Annotated in this window: 16 protein-coding genes; 6 read left to right on the top strand and 10 right to left on the bottom strand. The window is 50.8% G+C overall.

What is annotated here, in order from left to right; all coding sequences use genetic code 11:
• Positions 1–106 precede the first annotated feature (106 nt).
• A complete protein-coding gene (locus tag EHN13_RS10105; RefSeq protein ID WP_061067473.1) occupies positions 107–685 on the bottom strand; it encodes a helix-turn-helix transcriptional regulator in 579 nt (192 codons plus the stop codon).
• A gap of 737 nt (positions 686–1,422) precedes the next feature.
• Entirely contained in the window at positions 1,423–2,598 is a 1,176-nt protein-coding gene (locus EHN13_RS10100) for a coiled-coil domain-containing protein (RefSeq protein WP_048212354.1), read from the bottom strand.
• Between the two features lie 300 nt (positions 2,599–2,898).
• On the opposite strand from EHN13_RS10100, the gene EHN13_RS10095 reads away from it, so the two are divergent.
• The 3 genes from EHN13_RS10095 to pheP all read left to right on the top strand — a co-directional run bounded on the left by EHN13_RS10095 (position 2,899) and on the right by pheP (position 7,759).
• Positions 2,899–3,981, top strand: coding sequence for a YncE family protein (locus EHN13_RS10095; RefSeq protein ID WP_061067475.1), 1,083 nt, complete (start codon positions 2,899–2,901; stop codon positions 3,979–3,981).
• A gap of 59 nt (positions 3,982–4,040) precedes the next feature.
• Positions 4,041–6,239 carry a TonB-dependent receptor gene (locus EHN13_RS10090; protein WP_124021332.1) on the top strand — a complete coding sequence of 733 codons (2,199 nt, stop codon included), beginning with the start codon at positions 4,041–4,043 and terminating at the stop codon, positions 6,237–6,239.
• 125 nt (positions 6,240–6,364) lie between these two features.
• A complete protein-coding gene (pheP, locus tag EHN13_RS10085) occupies positions 6,365–7,759 on the top strand; it encodes a phenylalanine transporter (RefSeq protein WP_061067477.1) in 1,395 nt (464 codons plus the stop codon).
• 54 nt (positions 7,760–7,813) lie between these two features.
• On the opposite strand, the gene EHN13_RS10080 is transcribed toward pheP, so the two are convergent.
• From EHN13_RS10080 to EHN13_RS10065, 4 genes are all read right to left on the bottom strand, one after another.
• The gene (locus EHN13_RS10080) at positions 7,814–9,058 is read right to left on the bottom strand and encodes a mechanosensitive ion channel family protein (protein ID WP_124021331.1); all 1,245 of its coding nucleotides are present in this window, start codon (positions 9,056–9,058) and stop codon (positions 7,814–7,816) included.
• Positions 9,059–9,122: 64 nt separating this feature from the next.
• Complete coding sequence (gene nfsB, locus EHN13_RS10075) at positions 9,123–9,776, bottom strand: oxygen-insensitive NAD(P)H nitroreductase (RefSeq protein ID WP_061067479.1); 654 nt, start codon at positions 9,774–9,776, stop codon at positions 9,123–9,125.
• A 119-nt stretch (positions 9,777–9,895) separates the two neighbouring features.
• A complete protein-coding gene (locus EHN13_RS10070; RefSeq protein ID WP_048212349.1) occupies positions 9,896–10,264 on the bottom strand; it encodes an MmcQ/YjbR family DNA-binding protein in 369 nt (122 codons plus the stop codon).
• On the bottom strand, positions 10,264–10,845 hold the full coding sequence (locus EHN13_RS10065) for a TetR/AcrR family transcriptional regulator (protein ID WP_048212348.1): 582 nt from the start codon (positions 10,843–10,845) through the stop codon (positions 10,264–10,266). The genes EHN13_RS10070 and EHN13_RS10065 overlap by 1 nt, the downstream gene beginning before the upstream one ends.
• A 190-nt stretch (positions 10,846–11,035) precedes the next feature.
• On the opposite strand from EHN13_RS10065, the gene EHN13_RS10060 reads away from it, so the two are divergent.
• Both EHN13_RS10060 and EHN13_RS10055 read left to right on the top strand, forming a co-directional pair.
• Positions 11,036–12,148, top strand: a complete 1,113-nt coding sequence (locus EHN13_RS10060) for an MBL fold metallo-hydrolase (RefSeq protein ID WP_124021330.1) — start codon at positions 11,036–11,038, stop codon at positions 12,146–12,148.
• 17 nt (positions 12,149–12,165) lie between these two features.
• Complete coding sequence (locus EHN13_RS10055; protein WP_005122005.1) at positions 12,166–12,507, top strand: RamA family antibiotic efflux transcriptional regulator; 342 nt, start codon at positions 12,166–12,168, stop codon at positions 12,505–12,507.
• A 22-nt stretch (positions 12,508–12,529) separates the two neighbouring features.
• Here EHN13_RS10055 and EHN13_RS10050 read toward each other — a convergent pair whose 3' ends face one another.
• On the bottom strand, positions 12,530–12,778 hold the full coding sequence (locus tag EHN13_RS10050) for a DUF1158 family protein (protein ID WP_061067481.1): 249 nt from the start codon (positions 12,776–12,778) through the stop codon (positions 12,530–12,532).
• A 66-nt stretch (positions 12,779–12,844) separates the two neighbouring features.
• Complete coding sequence (locus EHN13_RS10045) at positions 12,845–13,963, bottom strand: YbdK family carboxylate-amine ligase (RefSeq protein ID WP_061067482.1); 1,119 nt, start codon at positions 13,961–13,963, stop codon at positions 12,845–12,847.
• A gap of 143 nt (positions 13,964–14,106) precedes the next feature.
• Between EHN13_RS10045 and EHN13_RS10040 the strand changes: the two genes are divergently transcribed.
• Positions 14,107–14,811 carry a GNAT family N-acetyltransferase gene (locus EHN13_RS10040; protein WP_124021329.1) on the top strand — a complete coding sequence of 235 codons (705 nt, stop codon included), beginning with the start codon at positions 14,107–14,109 and terminating at the stop codon, positions 14,809–14,811.
• A gap of 18 nt (positions 14,812–14,829) precedes the next feature.
• Here EHN13_RS10040 and entD read toward each other — a convergent pair whose 3' ends face one another.
• Together entD and EHN13_RS10030 are read right to left on the bottom strand one after the other, a co-directional pair.
• A complete protein-coding gene (gene entD, locus EHN13_RS10035; protein ID WP_101742368.1) occupies positions 14,830–15,507 on the bottom strand; it encodes an enterobactin synthase subunit EntD in 678 nt (225 codons plus the stop codon).
• A gap of 50 nt (positions 15,508–15,557) precedes the next feature.
• Positions 15,558–17,849, bottom strand: a complete 2,292-nt coding sequence (locus tag EHN13_RS10030; RefSeq protein WP_124021328.1) for a TonB-dependent siderophore receptor — start codon at positions 17,847–17,849, stop codon at positions 15,558–15,560.
• Between the last annotated feature and the right edge of the window lie 32 nt (positions 17,850–17,881).

Below are 17,881 nucleotides of genomic sequence, written 5' to 3'. Positions count from 1 at the left end.
CGATTTTCGAAAATAGCGATCCCTTCCGGGCCAGGCGGAATTAAAAAATGAGCCGAAAGAAAATCTGTTAATAATTAACTGTGATTACTATCCTTAAATAAGTCAGTTACGGCTGGCTATAGTGAGAAATGGTGTACTTGAGCCGGGTATTACTTTTACCCAGCTTTCTGGCAATGTTGCTTTTGTACGCCCCGATTGTTTTTTCGCTTTTTTGCGATACTCCGGCGATTTGTGCCAGTGACCACCCGCGGGCTAGCATCATCATCACATTGAATTCGTTGGTCGTTATTTTTGTTTGTAGTTCTTTGATATTGCGTGGATTTTTTCTGTCGATGATACGAGTGATTGTTTGCAATAGCTGATCAAGACTGGTGTCCTGATCGAGGAACTGCAGGGCCATTCCGCACACTGTTTGAAAAATAGAAAAAGTGGCTTCATCGGCTAACACGATGATCGTTGTGGATGGTCGTATAGCCATGTTGCGGATAATCCTGGCATATTTTAAAAAATCTGACTTGTCAGGATTAATAATGATGCAATCCGTTTCATAAGATAGCGTTTGGACGGCAGAAAGCGTCTGGGAGGAATGGTACGCGATATCAATATATAATGATGAGCCACGTAGGATTTCTCGCATGCCTAGCCAGGGGTAAATTGAGTCACCCAAAAAAATAGCTTTAGACATAACGATCTCCTTGAAATTTTGGTGCAAGCAGTCGCCTCTTTTTTTGGTTAAAAAAGAGTTTCTCGCGATGCATGAAATGTTAATTAATTCTCGTATGCCCTAAATAATTCAAGCTACAGGAAGTCCGGGGAGAGAATTCCCTGGCGTACAGATACTATGTGGCTGAGGTGAACTAACGCAGCCAACGCATATGTAACTTGAAGTATGACGGGTATATTTCGCTCTTTGCTTTGAACGTATCCTTATTTATTCGGATATCAACAGATAATATCTGTCTTTATTTAAATCATTAACTATTCTTAAAGTGGATATTACACTTTGTTAAAATTTAAGATAAATCGTTTATATCACCTCTGTGAAGATGATTGATAGATTTCGCTTATTGATCGGCGAAGTTTTGTGTCCGTCGATTCGATAATGACAGGGGATTCCTATAGGTTTAGAAGGGGAATACTGTTAATTGTTATTAATTTCAAACAGATATGTGATTTTCTTAACGGGGTAGGAAACAACCAGGAGAATTCTTAATCAAAGGCCGGGCAGGGAAGGAGCTAAATGTTTGGAAGGAGAAAATAGTGTTTAATTTGAATTAATGGGCTGAAAATGAAAATAATTTAGATTTATATTCTTGTTTTGTTAATATTTTAAGGTGTTTAATCTGAAGTAAGCTTTTTGTGCTTAATCTGAAAATCAGTCTTGCAGCCGCTTTTTTGTCTGCTTTTTGTACGCGCATTTTCTCAGCCAGCCAATAGCTCTTGCTCCACTTGTTGTACCTGCATTTCCAGCGTAGTGCGGATTTCGGTCAGTGCCCGTTGCTGATCGGAGAAGTAGGCTTCTTTGTCTGTTACTGAAGTAGCAAGACGCCAGGCGTTTTCCGCTTCCAGATCGCTAATCTCTTTGAGCAGCGCATTAATTTGCTCCCTGAGCTGCTGAATCTTGCTACGTAAATGCTGCAGATCGTTTAATCGATCACTTGCCATCATCGGTTCGAGTCCGCTTTGTAACTGGGTCAGCAATGCCCGAACTGCGGCCAGATCGGCATTTTGTCGTGCCTGATTAAGCTGCACCATCATCTGATGGGCTTTCTCTTTCAGGTCATCCGCTACCACGTCCGGGTGGCAAAGGCGACTGGCCTGACGCCACAGGCGTTTTAACTCATTACGTTCATCCGCTGAAAGCCGCTGGTCGCGGGTGTAGCGGTGCTGCGCATCCTGCTGTTGTTCCTGATATTCATCATATTCGTGGCTGGCTTCCTCCTGTGCCTGACGGGTCGCGCTGTCGTCCTGGCGAGAAAAGTCGTTTTCCAGTTCACGAATTTCCGCCAGCAGGGCGGTGATAAGCTCAGTCTGTTGCTGAATGCGCTGGCGAGTTTCCACGGATTCGCGGGAGTCCGAACTCAGATTTACCCAGTGCTGCTTGAGTTTCGCCAGTTGATCAACGGCCTGTGAAATATAGTGCAGACAGGACTGATAATCTTTTTCGCGACGTTTTCGTTCTGCTTCCTGCTTACGTTGTGCGCTGGCGGCCAACTGCTTACGCAGTTCGAGAATTCGGCTCATTAACGGTCCGAGGCGAAGATGATACAGGTCATTGAAATCATCGAGGATTTGAATGCGCGTGTTGCGCTTATCAATCAGATCACGCAGTTGGGTTTCAAGCGCTTTCAGTTCGAGCTTACTGGCGGCAATGCCGGGGTCCTGCCACGTTGATACTGCGCGCTGGGATTGTAGCCAGTGCGTAATTTCACGCAGGGCATCGCCGAAACGCCGTTCTTCAATCGCCTGCACGATGACGCCGGGAATGACTGGCAAAGGTTCATTTTTCAGATGCGCCAGCTGCTGGAAAATAATCTCTTCATCTTCCAGTTCGATGGCGCTTTTGACGATCTCAAGTCGTTTAATGATCTTATTCATGACAGTCGTTGCCTGGCGTGGTTCAAAAACGAGTGACTGAACCACGACAGGTTCACCCGTTTGAAAATGTTGGAAAAACAGTAAAGTGCATTCTGTGGCCTGCGATGCCTTTTCGTCCAGAATAATTAACTGTAATTATGAAAAAGCGGTACTGGCGCGCACTTCTTCATGTCTTTAAACCCTCGTTTCATCTTTTTTATTCACCGGCTAATTATTCTTGATCTGATAAAGATAATGCGTATAGTTCTCATTCTCTTTTGATATTAACAATCTGCGTGAATTCTGGTAAGGATCCTGACAATGAAAAAAACAACATCCGCTCTGGCATTGTTGGCTGCCGTTGCATTGAGCGGCTGCACAGCTAACGCCACGCCAGCCAGTAACCCGCTGGCACAGGAAAAAGCAATCGCACCGGCAGCAACGGATATTCAGCAACGCGCACTGGCTGACGGCTTGTATGAAATGGCGCTGAGTCCTGCGGGTGATGCGCTGTACGTCGCCAGCGCGGAAGGGTTCAAAGATGTTCAGGGTGGGGTGGTTTACAAGCTGGATCCGCAAACGCTGAAGACCATCGGTCTGAGCCACACCGATCTGAAAAACTTTGGTATGGCTATCTCGCCAGACGGTAAAACGGTGTATGTCACCAACTCTCTGGATGGTGGTCTAAGCGCGCTGAATGCCGCAGACGGCAAAGTGAAGAATCGCGTGCTGTTCCCGGAACGTAACCCGCAAGGTTTCCCATACGGTGCGCGTCAGGTACTGCTGCATAACGGTCTGCTCTATATTGGCGCCGTTGCCGATCCGGCGGTGATCTGGGTGGTTGATGCCGAAACGCTGAAACTAAAAACCCGGATTAAAAATACCGGTAAATGGATGACCGGACTGCATTACTCAGAAATGACGCAGCGTATTTATGCGGCAAATGGCGGCGGTGAAATCCTGGTTATCAACCCGCGTACTCAGCGCGTTGAAAAACGCTGGCAGCCGCTGGGCGATAAACCCGCGTTGCTGTTGAATATGGCGGAAGACCCGCAAACCGGTCGCCTGTTTGTCACCGACAATTCCAAAGCGAAAACGACATTGGTGTTGGATATTCATACGGGCAAGCTGCTCAAACAACTGGATATCGGGGATTCTCTGGCGGTGAAATTCAATGCGAAGCGTAATGAAATCTATATTACCCAGCGTGATTCCGGAAAATTGCTTAGCCTGAACGCAACGGATTACAGCGTGAAGAAAAGCTGGGAGCTCCTCCCCAATCCAAACAGCCTGTTGCTCTCTGCTGATGGCCAAACCTTGTTTGTCACCGTGAAACAGAAATTCAATAAAGACCACTCCACCTCCGCGCCAGATAACGTGGTGCGTATTGATCTGAATAAATAATAACAACATGTTGCCGGGGCGCTCTCCGGCAACGTCGTCAGACTTTTAATGGCATGGCTATGGACAACACTAAAACATACGCACAATTAATGAGAAAAACTGTGCTGGCCGCTACTATTGGCGCGCTTTCCGGCACGGTGAATGCTGCTGAAACCCCGACAGAAGCGGAAGATACCATTGTCGTACAGGCTGCAGAGGGACGTGATTTTAAACCCGGTGGCGATACGTTACTGCCTGCTTTCCTCGACGGCCAGGTCGCCAATGGCGGCAGGCTGGGGATGCTTGGTCAGCAAAATGCCATGGATGTGCCATTTAACGTTATAAGCTACACCTCAAAACTGGTCGAAGATCAGCAAGCTAAGACCGTAGCCGATGTTGTCGCCAATGACGCGAGCGTGCAGGCGGTGCAAGGCTACGGTAACTACGCAGAGACATACCGTATTCGCGGTCTGAAACTTGACGGCGATGATATGACCTTTGGTGGATTATCAGGTGTGCTGCCGCGCCAGGTGGTGGATACGCAGATGATCGATCGCGTTGAAATCTTTAAAGGCGCGAATGGATTGCTCAATGGCGCGGCCGGTAGCGGCGTTGGCGGGATGATTAATCTTGAACCCAAGCATGCAGACGATACGCCGATCACACGCCTTGGTATGGACTACACCAGTGACTCACAGGTGGGAACGTCGCTCGATGCCGGACGTCGTTTTGGTGACAATAACCAGGCCGGCGCCCGTGTGAATCTGTTGCATCGTGAAGGGGAGGGGGCGGTTGACGACGATAAACGTCGTACCACGCTGGCATCGCTGGGACTGGATTACCGTGGCGACCGTTTCCGCAGTTCATTAGACGTCGGGTATCAAAAAAAGACGTTTCACGGCGGTAACATGGGGATCAATGTCTACTATGTGCCATTTGTCCCCGATCTGCCGAAAAATACGCACAACTATAGCCAGAGATGGGGTTATAGCGATATTGAAAATGAGTTCGGAATGGCGCGCACGGAATATGATCTGACCGATAACTGGATCGCTTATGCTGGTTTAGGTGCGCAGCACGCGCATGAAATTGGTTTGTACAGTGCCCCGGAAATATACAACCAGGCCGGTGACGCCAAAGCCGGACGCCTTGATACCAATCGTATTATTGATGCGTTCAGCGGGATGGCAGGGCTGCGCGGGAATTTTGATACGGGTTTTGTGTCACATAAGGTTAATGTAGGCTATTCCGCCGTCACTAAAGAAGACAAAATCGCCTGGCGCATGGGGTCACGTGCCGCACGTCCGGACGTCAATATCTACGATACGCAAGCTGTAGCAAAACCAGCGGTGACGGCGACGGGAGGTAACTACAGCGATCCGTTAACCAGTGGACGTACGCGTAGCCAGGGGTGGTTACTCAGCGATACGTTGGGCGTGCTTGATGATCAGCTTCTGTTTACCGTCGGTGCCCGCCACCAAAAGGTCGTGGTACGTGATTACAACAAAGAAACAGGCGCTGAAAACGTTAAGAACAGTTTTGATGACAGCCGCTGGATGCCGACGTACGGTGTCGTATATAAGCCGTGGCAGGAACTTTCTCTTTATGCGAATCATACCGAATCGCTACAGCCTGGCAGCACCGCGCCAAGCAGTGCGGTGAACTACGGTCAAAGCACCGGAATCATCCATGCAAAACAGAATGAGGTTGGGGTCAAAACAGACTTTGGGCGTGTAGGCGGTTCACTGGCGCTGTTTGAAATCAAAATGCCGGTTGCGCAGTTGGATAGCCAGACCCGGTATTACGCAATCAACGGTGAGCAGCGTAATCGTGGCGTGGAGCTGAATGTATTTGGTGAACCGGTGTTAGGACTGCGGCTGAACGCCAGTGCAACGTGGCTGGATGCGACGCTCAGTAAAAATCAAAACGGTGTCAACAACGGTAAGACGGCAATCGGCGTACCGGACTTCTATGCGGTGCTGGGGGCTGAATATGATATTAAACCTGTTGAAGGACTCACCGCGACGGCACGGCTGAACCATTCTGGCGCTCAGTATGCCAACGCGGCAAATACCAAGAAACTCGACAGTTTTACCACACTGGATTTAGGTGTGCGTTACCGTATGTCACTCAATCAAAATCAGAACCAGATGATTTTGCGTGCAGGGGTCGATAACGTCACCAACGAGAATTACTGGTCAGGTATTGATGATACCGGGACTTATCTGTTCCAGGGCGAGCCACGCACGCTGAAGGTTTCCGTCAGTTACGACTTCTGATTTTTTTCCTGGGCCTCGGTGCGTTGGGCAAGGATGCCCGGCGTATCCAAACGATTGCGCCTTGCGACAACCAGGTTGAAATGTTAAAAGAAGCCCCTTCAATAAAAACCACACAGGGGTAGGGCGTGAAAAACGCGTCAACTGCATCTGACACCAGCGTGTCTGATGCCGCGTCGACGAATGAACCGACGCTTCAGCGGGGGTTGCAAAACCGCCATATTCAGTTAATTGCGCTGGGCGGCGCAATTGGTACAGGCTTGTTTCTGGGAATCGGCCCGGCTATTCAGATGGCGGGACCTGCTGTATTACTCGGTTACGGTGTTGCCGGGATTATCGCGTTTCTGATCATGCGTCAGCTGGGCGAAATGGTGGTTGAAGAACCCGTTTCCGGATCGTTTGCCCACTTTGCCTATAAATACTGGGGTCCGTTCGCGGGTTTCTTGTCTGGCTGGAACTACTGGGTGATGTTTGTGCTGGTTGGCATGGCAGAACTCACCGCAGCCGGAATTTATATGCAGTACTGGCTGCCTGATGTCCCAACCTGGATTTGGGCCGCGGCTTTCTTCGTGATTATCAATGCGGTCAACCTGGTCAACGTGCGTCTGTATGGCGAAACGGAATTTTGGTTTGCGCTGATCAAAGTCCTGGCGATTATCGGCATGATTGGCTTTGGTATCTGGATGCTGGTTTCCGGCAACGGTGGCGAACATGCAAGCATCGATAACCTCTGGCGTTATAACGGCTTTTTCGCGACTGGCTGGAATGGACTGATCCTGTCGTTGGCGGTGATTATGTTCTCGTTTGGGGGGCTGGAACTGATCGGAATTACCGCTGCCGAAGCGCAGGACCCGCAAAAAAGTATCCCGAAAGCGGTAAACCAGGTGGTGTATCGTATTTTGCTGTTTTACATCGGCTCATTGGTGGTGCTGTTGGCGCTGTATCCGTGGGTGGAAGTGAAATCCAACAGCAGCCCGTTTGTGATGATTTTCCATAATCTTGACAGCAACGTGGTGGCTTCTGCGCTGAACTTTGTCATCCTGGTGGCTTCGCTGTCGGTGTATAACAGTGGCGTCTACTCTAACAGCCGTATGCTGTTTGGTCTGTCGGTACAGGGAAATGCACCGAAGTTCTTAACCCGAGTCAGCCGTCGTGGCGTACCGGTAAACTCATTGATTCTGTCCGGCGCGATTACGTCGCTGGTGGTGCTGATCAACTATGTGTTGCCGCAAAAAGCCTTCAGCCTGTTGATGGCGCTGGTGGTTGCGACGCTGCTATTGAACTGGATTATGATCTGTCTGGCGCACCTGCGTTTCCGGGCGGCAATGCGTCGTAAGGGGCGTGATACTCAGTTTAAAGCGTTGCTGTATCCGGCGGGTAACTACGTGTGCATCGCCTTCCTTGGTATGATTCTGGTGCTGATGTGCACCATGGATGATATGCGCCTGTCCGCTATCCTGCTGCCCGTGTGGATCCTGTTCCTGTTCGTGGCCTTCAAACTGCTGCGTCGCAAGTCCCGCTAATATCTAACCGATCTCATCCTGGTGATGAGATCGGTCCTTTCTTCATGCTACCGATTAACGCTGAAAGACACCTGCCAGGGCGCGAATATCATTTCCGCTAGGGGATTGATGAATGCGTAAACCAAACTCTTCGACGACGGCAAAAATATGGTCGAAGATATCAGCCTGAATACTTTCATATTCCAGCCACACCACCGTATTGGTAAACGCATAAATTTCAATCGGTAAACCGTGGTCATCTGGTGCAAGTTGGCGCACCATTAATGTCATATCTTTGCGAATACGCGGGTGGTGGCGTAAATATTCGTTCAGATAAGCCCGGAAGGTGCCGATATTGGTCATCTGGCGATGATTCAATACGGACTCAGGCGCATCTAATTGCTGGTTCCACTCGCTGATTTCCTGGTGACGCGTGGTTAAATAGGGTTTCAGCAGATGCGCTTTATGCAATCGCTGGCGTTCATCTTCATCAAGAAAATGAATGCTGGTGGCATCGATGCTGATGCTGCGTTTAATTCTCCGACCACCGGAAGCCGACATCCCGCTCCAGTTTTTAAACGAGTCTGATACCAGCGACCAGGTGGGGATAGTGGTGATGGTGTTATCCCAGTTGCGCACTTTTACGGTGGTTAAGCCAATATCAATAACCGCACCATCTGCGCCGTATTTCGGCATTTCCAGCCAGTCACCAAGCTTGAGCATATCGTTGGCTGAAAGCTGTATTCCGGCCACCAGACCGAGAATCGGGTCTTTAAACACCAGCATTAATACGGCTGCCATGGCACCCAGACCGCTTATCAGTATTGCCGGCGATTGGCCTATCAGCAGGGAAATCATCAGGATCCCGACGAGGATGGCGGCAATCAGTTTGATACCCTGAAATATACCTTTCAAGGGTAACTGGGATGCGGCAGGGAGTTTTTGCGACAGGTTGAGAATAACGTCCAGCAGAGAAAACAGGGACAGCAGGGCGTACATCATGATCCACAGCTGTGCGCAAGTCACTAATATATCTGCCGCTTCACTGCCTTTTTGTAGCCAGAGTGTGGCCTGTATATTGACGATGATACCTTGTAGCGTAAACGCCAGACGGTGGAATAATTTGTTCTGCGTGATAATTTGCAACCACAGACGGGAACTGGTGCTGGCACGTTTTTCAAATGCGCGTAATACCACCCAGTGCAAAATAACGTGAACAATAATGGCGGTGATAAAAATAATGCCAAAAATCATCACCAGCGAGGTGGTGTGATTTATTTCAATGCCGAGTTCTTCTACCTGAGATATCAATTCCTGCATAATGTCTCCTTAATAAACAGCGGTCTATGATGACCGCTGTGTGGAGCTTATGCAAATGTGGGGATCAGACTTCTGTCAGCGTCGTTTCTTGCGGCAGACGTGATTTTGGCAGGGCGGCGTTGAAGTCTTCTACGCTGTGATGACCCACCGGGACCACGACAACGCTGGTGTAACCTTTTTCTTTCAGACCAAACTCTGCATCCATCACTGCCGCATCAAAGCCTTCAATCGGCACTGCATCCAGACCCATTGCTGCAACGCCCAGCAGGAAGTTACCGACGTTCAGGTACACCTGTTTTGCCATCCAGTGGTTGTCATCTTTCAGTTCTTTGCGATGCATATCAGCAAAGAAGGTACGACCTTTGTGGTTTGCGGCTTTGGCTTCAGGGGTGGCGAAGCGTCCATCGCGCTCTTCTTGATCCACCACGCGCTCCAGCCACGCATCGTCCATCGCCGTTTTGGCGCAGAACACCACGACGTGGGAAGCATCCAGCATTTTACGTTCGTTGAACACAAAGCCGCCGGCTGCGGACTTGGCCACCCGCGCTTTACCTTCATCAGTGCTGGCAACGATAAAGTGCCATGGCTGAGAGTTGGTACTGGACGGACTAAACTGCAGCAGTGTTTTTAATTTTTCGGCCTGCTCAGCGGTCAGTTTTTTAGTCGGATCGAATGCCTTAGTGGAGTAACGTTTTAAGGCGACAGAAACAATATCCATAACTACTCCTGGTGGTTTTTTATACCCTGCGGGTACGTTTTGTTTCAGCAGGGTACAGGGTTAGCGGGAAAATGATAAGACCGAAAAATGCAAAAACACTTATCGACGCTAACGATAAATCAGCCAGGCCGCAGGCGTTTTTGATCCCGCTTAGGCAGGCCGTCTACCACCCGATGCCATGAGTCGTTCACCAGGTCAGTCAGTAATGACTCGCTAATATCATCGCCGGGGTAGACGGATATCCAGTGCTTTTTATTCATGTGATAGCCCGGTTCGATACTGCGGTAAATCTGCTGATTCAGCAGTGATTTTTGTGGGTCTGATTTCAAATTAACCAACGGACGACCGCGCTGCTCTGAGACAATCATAAAAATCTTACCGCCGACTTTGAAGACATCGTATTCCGGGCCGAACGGCCAGCATTGCTCAGTAAAAGGCAGTTCGAGCGCAATACGTTTAGCACAAGCATGCAGCGTTTGGCCGTCCATTATTTTTCCTCGCGGGTCAGCGCGCGCCACATGGCCTCAAACCCCATCGAAATATATTCATTCGCGCGGGCAGGATCGCGGGCGGCAAATTCCATGGTTGTTTCTGCCAGTGAAAGAAAAAGCCCATCACCGAAGGCACGATATTCGTCAGACATAAATTCAGGGCGAACGGAACGATGACATAAATCGCGCAGTTCCGGGAACATATCATCAGCCTGCTGTTCGGTTTCTTTGCTGATCTTTTCGCTGACGGCCAGTTGGCGGATAGTGCGATGTCCACAAGTATGGTCCAGACCCCAACTGATGTAGCTGTTCCAGATGTAGTGAGTCATGGTTTTGGCATCGGTCACTGAGCGATCCAGATTTGCCATCATTGACTGGCAGAGGTCTTGCTTTAAATGGAGGTAAAGCTCGTTGATCAGATCATCTTTTGTTGCGAAATAGCGAAACAATGTTCCCTCTGCGACACCTGCATTGCGGGCAATTACGGCGGTAGAGGCCGCAATGCCTGATTGTGCAAATGCTGCGGTTGCAGCTTCCAGTAATGCCTGTTTTTTGTCTTCACTCTTCGGACGAGCCACTACACTTTACCCCTAAGTCTGTAAAAAATAGGATTGAATCACGGCCTTTGCAGCACCGCAACGGCGAATGTCAAAGATTGAAAATCATCTTGACGACAAACTTTCGATTTCTATAATGAGTGCTTACTCACTCATAATCAAGAGTCAGTCGCGCAACCCAGCGGAAAGGGGGCGCGTTTAAGGTCAGGATATGAAGCGTCTCACAGTTTGTGTGGTTGTTATTATGCTCATTGCCGCAGCAGCAAGTTTACCGTTTGTCCTCAATGCCGGATTTGGTCAGGCGCCGCAAGGAGCACAACTGAGTCAGGTTGAACAGTCGCCATACTATCGTGATGGACAGTTTCATAATCAGGTCCCGACCCCGGGCTATACCGGCAACAAAGGTATGCTGGCGGCCTGGTGGGAGTTTCTGATCGCGAAGCGAGAAAACGCGCGACCCGCGCAGCCGTTGCCACTTGTTGCGACCGATCTCGCCAGTTTATCGCCAGAGCAGGATACCCTTGTCTGGCTGGGACATTCCTCGTGGTATTTACAGTTGGCGGGCCAGCGTATTCTTATTGATCCGGTGTTGAGCAATTATGCCGCACCGTTTTCATTCCTGAATAAAGCTTTTGCTGGTGAGTATCCGTGGACCGCGCAGACGATGCCGGAGATCGATCTTCTTATTATCTCGCATGATCATTATGACCATCTGGATCTCGCCACCATCAAGGCCCTGATGCCGAAGATTAAGCGCGTGATTACGCCACTTGGCGTGGGATCGCACCTGCGTTACTGGGGAATGAACAGCGAGATTATTGAGGAACGTGACTGGAATCAATCCGTCAAAGTGACGGACTCGCTGATCGTCCATGTCCTGCCGGCCCGCCATTTTTCTGGCCGGGGGATTAAACGTAACCAAACGCTGTGGGCCAGTTTCATGTTTGAAACGCCGGAACAGAACGTTTACTACAGCGGTGACTCCGGCTACGGGCCGCATTTTAAAGCGATTGGCGAGCAGTTTGGCAAGGTCGATTTGGCAATCATGGAAAATGGTCAGTATGACCAGGACTGGAAGTTCATTCATATGATGCCGGAAGAAACCGCCCAGGCCGCGGCCGATCTCCACGCGAAAGCGGTATTACCCGGACATGCGGGTCGCTTCGTTCTGGCAAAACACACCTGGGATGATCCCTACAAAAGACTGGCACTTGCCAGTCGCCGCCAACATTACCGATTGCTGACGCCGATGCTGGGTGAGCCGGTAGCACTGTCCGAACCGGACCAACAGTTTACGGCCTGGTGGCAGCAGGCAACGCAATGAACAGAGGGGAGAGCATGATGACGATTTCTGCTCAGGTAATTGATACGATTGTTGAATGGATTGATGATAATTTGAACCAACCCTTGCGCATTGATGATATTGCGCGCCATGCGGGGTATTCAAAATGGCATCTGCAACGCCTTTTTTTGCAGTACAAAGGCGAGAGCCTCGGGCGTTATATCCGTGAACGTAAGCTATTATTAGCGGCACGCGATCTGCGCGATACCGACCAAAAAGTTTACGATATCTGTCTGAAGTATGGCTTCGATTCGCAGCAGACTTTCACGCGTATTTTTACCCGTACGTTTAGCCAGCCGCCTGGGGCGTATCGTAAAGAAAATCACAGCCGCACACATTAACGGTATACGGGTTCTCGCGGGTCTATTCTGCCAGCGAGAACCAACGCCGCCAGATGAAGCGCAGTACAAAATATTCAATCACCCCGAGAAGCAAGAACCACAGACAAAACAACAAAGTATAAAACTGATTAAGATCCATTAAATGAAAGGTTGTGACTAACTTTTGCGCCAACGCCAGGCCAAGCGAAGGGGCGGGCAGCAGCAGGCAGGAAAGCAGAGCCAACAGCAGTATCCCGGCGGCGGTCATCAGTGATTCAAGCGGGTGTTTCATGGCATTGTTAAACTTGAGTTAAAAAGCCATTGTCCGGGATCTCGTTGGTTAACGCAAACGTCGCGCTTAATGCCCCGCCCAGATCTCACAGTGTTTTTTCACCAGTCCACTCAGCGAGCCACCGTTTGCCACAAAATCACGCATGTGCCGCACCTCATTGTGACCCTTTTTCACCTGCTGATGTAAGGTGTGAACGGCACTCGCTGCCCCCACTTTTTCAGCCGACGCAGTGACAGTGTTCAGTAAGCGTAGCGTGTCATCCGCCAGGCAGTGGTGATCCCCGGTATTCACGTCGGTGAGTATTCCTTCCATACCAAAACGACAGGCCTGAAAACGGTTGAACTTGTACAACAGATAATCATTTTCCTGATGCCTGAATGGCCGTTCGGTGAGTAACCAGTGGGCGGTAGCCTGAATTAGACCGGCTATGTTGAGAGCATGCTCAAGGGTCAGCGGGGTATCCATCACCCGTACCTCTACCGTGCCAAAATGCGGACTGGGGCGGATGTCCCAGTGCAAATCTTTAATGCTGTCAATCATGCTGGTATACGCCAGTCGGCGAAAGAGCCTGGTAAATTCCTGCCAGTTGCTTACCCACGGCATCGGGCCATTATCGGGAAATCCGGAGAAAATGTTCAGCCGTGCGCAGGCAAAGCGTGTATCGGCAGCCTGCATATAGGGGGAGGCCGCAGAGAGCGCAATAAAGTGGGGGACAAATCGTGACAGGCCGTGCAGCAGGTAAATCGCATCGTCACCGTTGGCACAACCGATATGAACATGCTGACCGAAAACCGTTGCCTGCTGAATAAGGTAGCCGAAGTTCTCCAGGTTCCGCCGATAGCGTTCGTCATCACACACTTCCTGACGCTGCCATGTCTGAAATGGGTGCGTACCACCACCGCAGATTTCGAGGTGAAGCGTTTGGGCTGCGCGCAAAACAAGGTGTTGTATGGTGGAAAACTGCGCGGCCGCCTGGTCAACATTGCAACACACCCCGGTCGCCATTTCCAGCATACTTTCGGTGATATCGTGCTTCACCTCGCCGACAGTGAGTTCTGACTTCACGGCGTCAATCAACCTGGACGCGTCCTGACTCAGATCGTAGCCCGGAGGATTGATTACCTGCATTTCCAGTTCAATACCTAACGTAAAGGGGTCTGAGACATGAAAATCGGGAAGTGACATAGTGTTCCCCTGAGCGTTGATTTTTAATCAGTATAGAAGAGCGGCGATTTTCTGTTCCGCGTGAGAAATCCCTGACCAGTGCTTTGAAGGTGAAATGGCGGGTGCTATAAATTGGTTTTTGCTTGCATAACAGGGGTTGAACAGTGCCAGAGATAAATCTGTATGGGCAGACGGTGGGAGATGCCCTGCCGGACTGGAATGGCGCAACTGCGCTGCCACGGAGTGTGCTTATCGGACAATATTGCCGTCTGGAGCCCCTGAATGCTGACCGCCATGCCGCCGATTTGTTTGACGCCTACGCGCAGGCACCTGACGAACGTGACTGGACCTGGCTTGCCAGCACGCGTCCGGCGAGCGTAGAGGAGGCCGTGCGCTGGGTCACGGGTAAATCAACGGATGCCACTTTGGTTCCCTATGCGGTGATTGATTTACAATCCGGTCGCGCCGTGGGGTTAGTCTCATTTATGGCGATCGACCTTGTAAATGGCTCGGTCGAGATAGGCCATGTGACCTGGTCGCCACGAATGAAGAATACGGTGCTGGGTACTGAAACCGTCTGGCTGTTGCTGCGCCAGGCGTTTGCGCTGGGCTATCGCCGCGTGGAGTGGAAATGTGATTCCCTGAACATTGCATCCCGACGTGCGGCGGAGCGTTTAGGGTTTATCCATGAAGGGCGTTTTCGCCAAAAGATGGTGCGCAAGGGCCGTAATCGCGACAGCGACTGGCTATCAATGATTGACGATGAGTGGTCACAGTGTGACGCTGTTTTGCAGCGTTGGCTGGCAGCGGATAACTTTGATGAAAACGGGCGACAACGCCGATCGCTGGCGGCGTTTCAACCGGCATAGTGCGTTTTCCCTGACCACTCAAACAGAAAAGGCTGGCGAGTATGATGGCGGGGCCGGGCATAGGGTAATGATGTTTTCTTCACGCTGCAACCAGCTAACGTTAACGCTCAGCCCGGCGAGGCTTTGCGAAAATGACGGCGTGATTTGCAAGGTGATCTGCGTCGTGGTGAGAGCGATAACGTTGGCGCTGGAGAAGCCCGGAAGGTGCGTCAAGTGCGCTGAAAACGCCTTATACAGACTCTCTTTGGCGCTGAAGGCCAGGGTTAAGGCAAGTGGAAAGGGGAGTGACGCATGAAGCAAAACCTTTCTCTCAGTGTTGTCTATAATGCTGTCAGCCAGCTCAGCTGCGACCTGCGGCGAAAAAATAGCCTCAATATCCAGTCCGACGGGGTGGCGTGAGACGACAGCCAGTGCCGTTGTCGCGCTATGACTGATACTGCCAAAGAGGCCATGTGGCCACAGCGGTTGTCGCTGCTCGCCGATGCCGGGCACCGTTTTGATACCGTATTCACGTAAAGCATGTATTGCGGCGATACGTCCTGCCAGGTGCTCTGCTTTACGTTTACGTGCGCCAGCGGTTAGCTGGGCATGGTGAGGGAGCCAGAGCAGATCGTGCTCGTGAAAGCTGTTGGGATCAAATTCGATGATCTGCAGCGAATAGTCTGCGAAAGGCAACGATGTGTGTGTTGTACGCATGATTTTGTATCGTTTCCCTCTCCCCACCGGGAGGAGAGGGAACAACGCTATCAGAAGTGTGTATTCACGCTCATGAACCACGTACGACCCGGTTCGTTATAGGTGTACGCGCCAGCGCCCGCCATATAATTACCGGTAACGATATCGCCAGTGGTCTGGGCATTGCCTTCACGCCACAGACGTTTGTCAAAGACGTTATCCACCCCGCCGGTCAGGCTGACGTTTTTGGTCACGTCCCAGGTCGCGCTCAGGCCGACGATGCTGTACGGACTCACTTCTTGTGCCGAGCTGCCGGTTACCGGTTTACCCTGGTAATCGTATTTCTTCGGCTGCTGTTTGCCGTACCAGGTAAAGGTGGATTGCAGTGACAGATCTTCACGCGCCTGCCAGCTCAATGTTGAGTTCAGCGTGTACTCAGGAATAATCGACAGACGTTCGCCAGTCTCTTTATTCTTGCTTTGCAGCATGTAGGTGATGTTGTTGGTCCAGGTAACGGTTTCGCTAACCGGCACGTTCAACGTTCCTTCCAGGCCTTCTACCACCGCTTTAGGAATGTTTTCCCACTGATAGATATCGGTGTAGGTTGTTGTAGTCTTGCCCGTTGTTGCGTTTTTCTTGCTGATAGAGGTTCTGTCAAACGGTACCGTACCCGCTTCAATCTTGTTTCGGTAATCGTTGCGGAACCAGGTGACGCCAGCCAGCCAACCATCACGTTTGAACTCGAGACCAATCTCTTTGTTGATGCTGGTTTCAGCTTTCAGGTCATCGTTACCCATCATGTAGCAGCCAATACCGCTGGCAGAACCGGTGGCATAGCAGCCCTGGCCTTTACTGTACAGAATGTAATTCGGGTTGAGTTGGTACAGGCTTGGTGCTTTATAGGCGCGCGCGATACCCATTTTCAGCGTAAAGTCGTCGCCCAAACCTTGAGACAGGTTCAACGACGGGCTCCAGTTGTCGCCCACAATGCTGTGGTGGTCGAAACGCAGACCCGGTGTCAGCATGGTGCTGTCGGTCAGCTCCATGTTGTTTTCGGCAAACAAAGAGAAGATCTCGGCTTTCGAATATGGGCTGCGATCGGTGCTGCTGTAGCCTGGAATATTACCGCCCATAAAGGTCTGCGAGTTAGACAGCATGTCCTTCATGCGCTGCTGGTTCCATTCAGTACCCAGCGTCAGGTTTTGATTGACCAGTAGATCCAACGGAATGCTGATCTCACTGTGCAGCATGACGTCATTCAGGTCGGCATCGACATATTTTTGTGAAGCAGTCGGGTCGAAGATCCCCTCTGTTCCACCGGCCAGACCTTCCGGCGTGCGAGAGTTCCGCGTATGTTCGTACTGCACCCAGTTGCTGGTGGTGACACCATTATCCCAGCCGCCGTTCCAGGTCAGCGAGTAGTTCTGACGGTACAGACGGTTAGTTTCTTTACCGTAGTTATCTTTCACCAACTGGTTAGTGTTGGTATTTTGCGTGTCACCCGCGTACAGGTTGCCCTGGCGGCTATAACCCGCTTCCAGTTCCAGTGACTGAAGTGGGGCAAAATCCCAACGCACAATACCGTTGATGTCTTTGTTGATCACCCCTTCACGACCGGCGGGTAAGGTATTTGAATATGTGCCGGTACGTTCTGACTGATGACCCTGGTTGATGTCCCATGCGTCGGCCTGGGTTTTATCGAGATTACCGTACAGACGGAAGCTGAAATCTCCGCCCATTGGGCCGTTCAGGCTAAAGTTGGTGCGTTTGGTCGAACCTTCGTCTTTGTGTTCCGGGGCATTGAAATAGGTATCCCAGGAGCCGTGCCATTCACTGCTGCCTTTTTTGGTGATGATATTCACCACGCCACCCGCAGCACCGTTACCGTAGCGTGCCGCGGCTGGGCCGCGCAGCACTTCAATACGCTCGATCATTTCCGGCGGCACCCAGGCGGTATCACCACGGGTATCACGCTCGCCGCGCCAGCCCTGACGCACAGAGTTGCGGCTGGTGACCGGCTTGCCGTCGATCAAAATCAGGGTGTTTTCCGGGCCCATGCCGCGAATGTCTATCTGACGGTTGTTGCCACGTTGACCGCTGGTTGAGTTACCGGTCAGGTTAACGCCTGGCATGGTACGGATGATTTCCGACACGTCGCGAGCCGGAGGGTTCTTACGGATTTCATCTGCGGTGATGGTCGAAACGCCTGGAGCCTGCAGGTTCTGCTGAGCGGCGGTAACGACGATGGTGTCTTCATGAGAGATGGCGGCGCTATCGGTTTTATCTTCTGCCATCGCGGGCAGGGCTACCCCGTAAATCCCTAAATTGACCAATAAGGCCAGTGAATGAATCTTGTTGTTCATTGTATGTCCTGCTTTCTTTTAGCCACGAGTAC

It is taken from the genome of Citrobacter youngae (assembly GCF_003818115.1).
Classification (GTDB): domain Bacteria; phylum Pseudomonadota; class Gammaproteobacteria; order Enterobacterales; family Enterobacteriaceae; genus Citrobacter; species Citrobacter youngae.
Note: the sequence above shows the minus strand (reverse complement) of the source record. Positions and strands in the feature narration are given on the sequence as shown.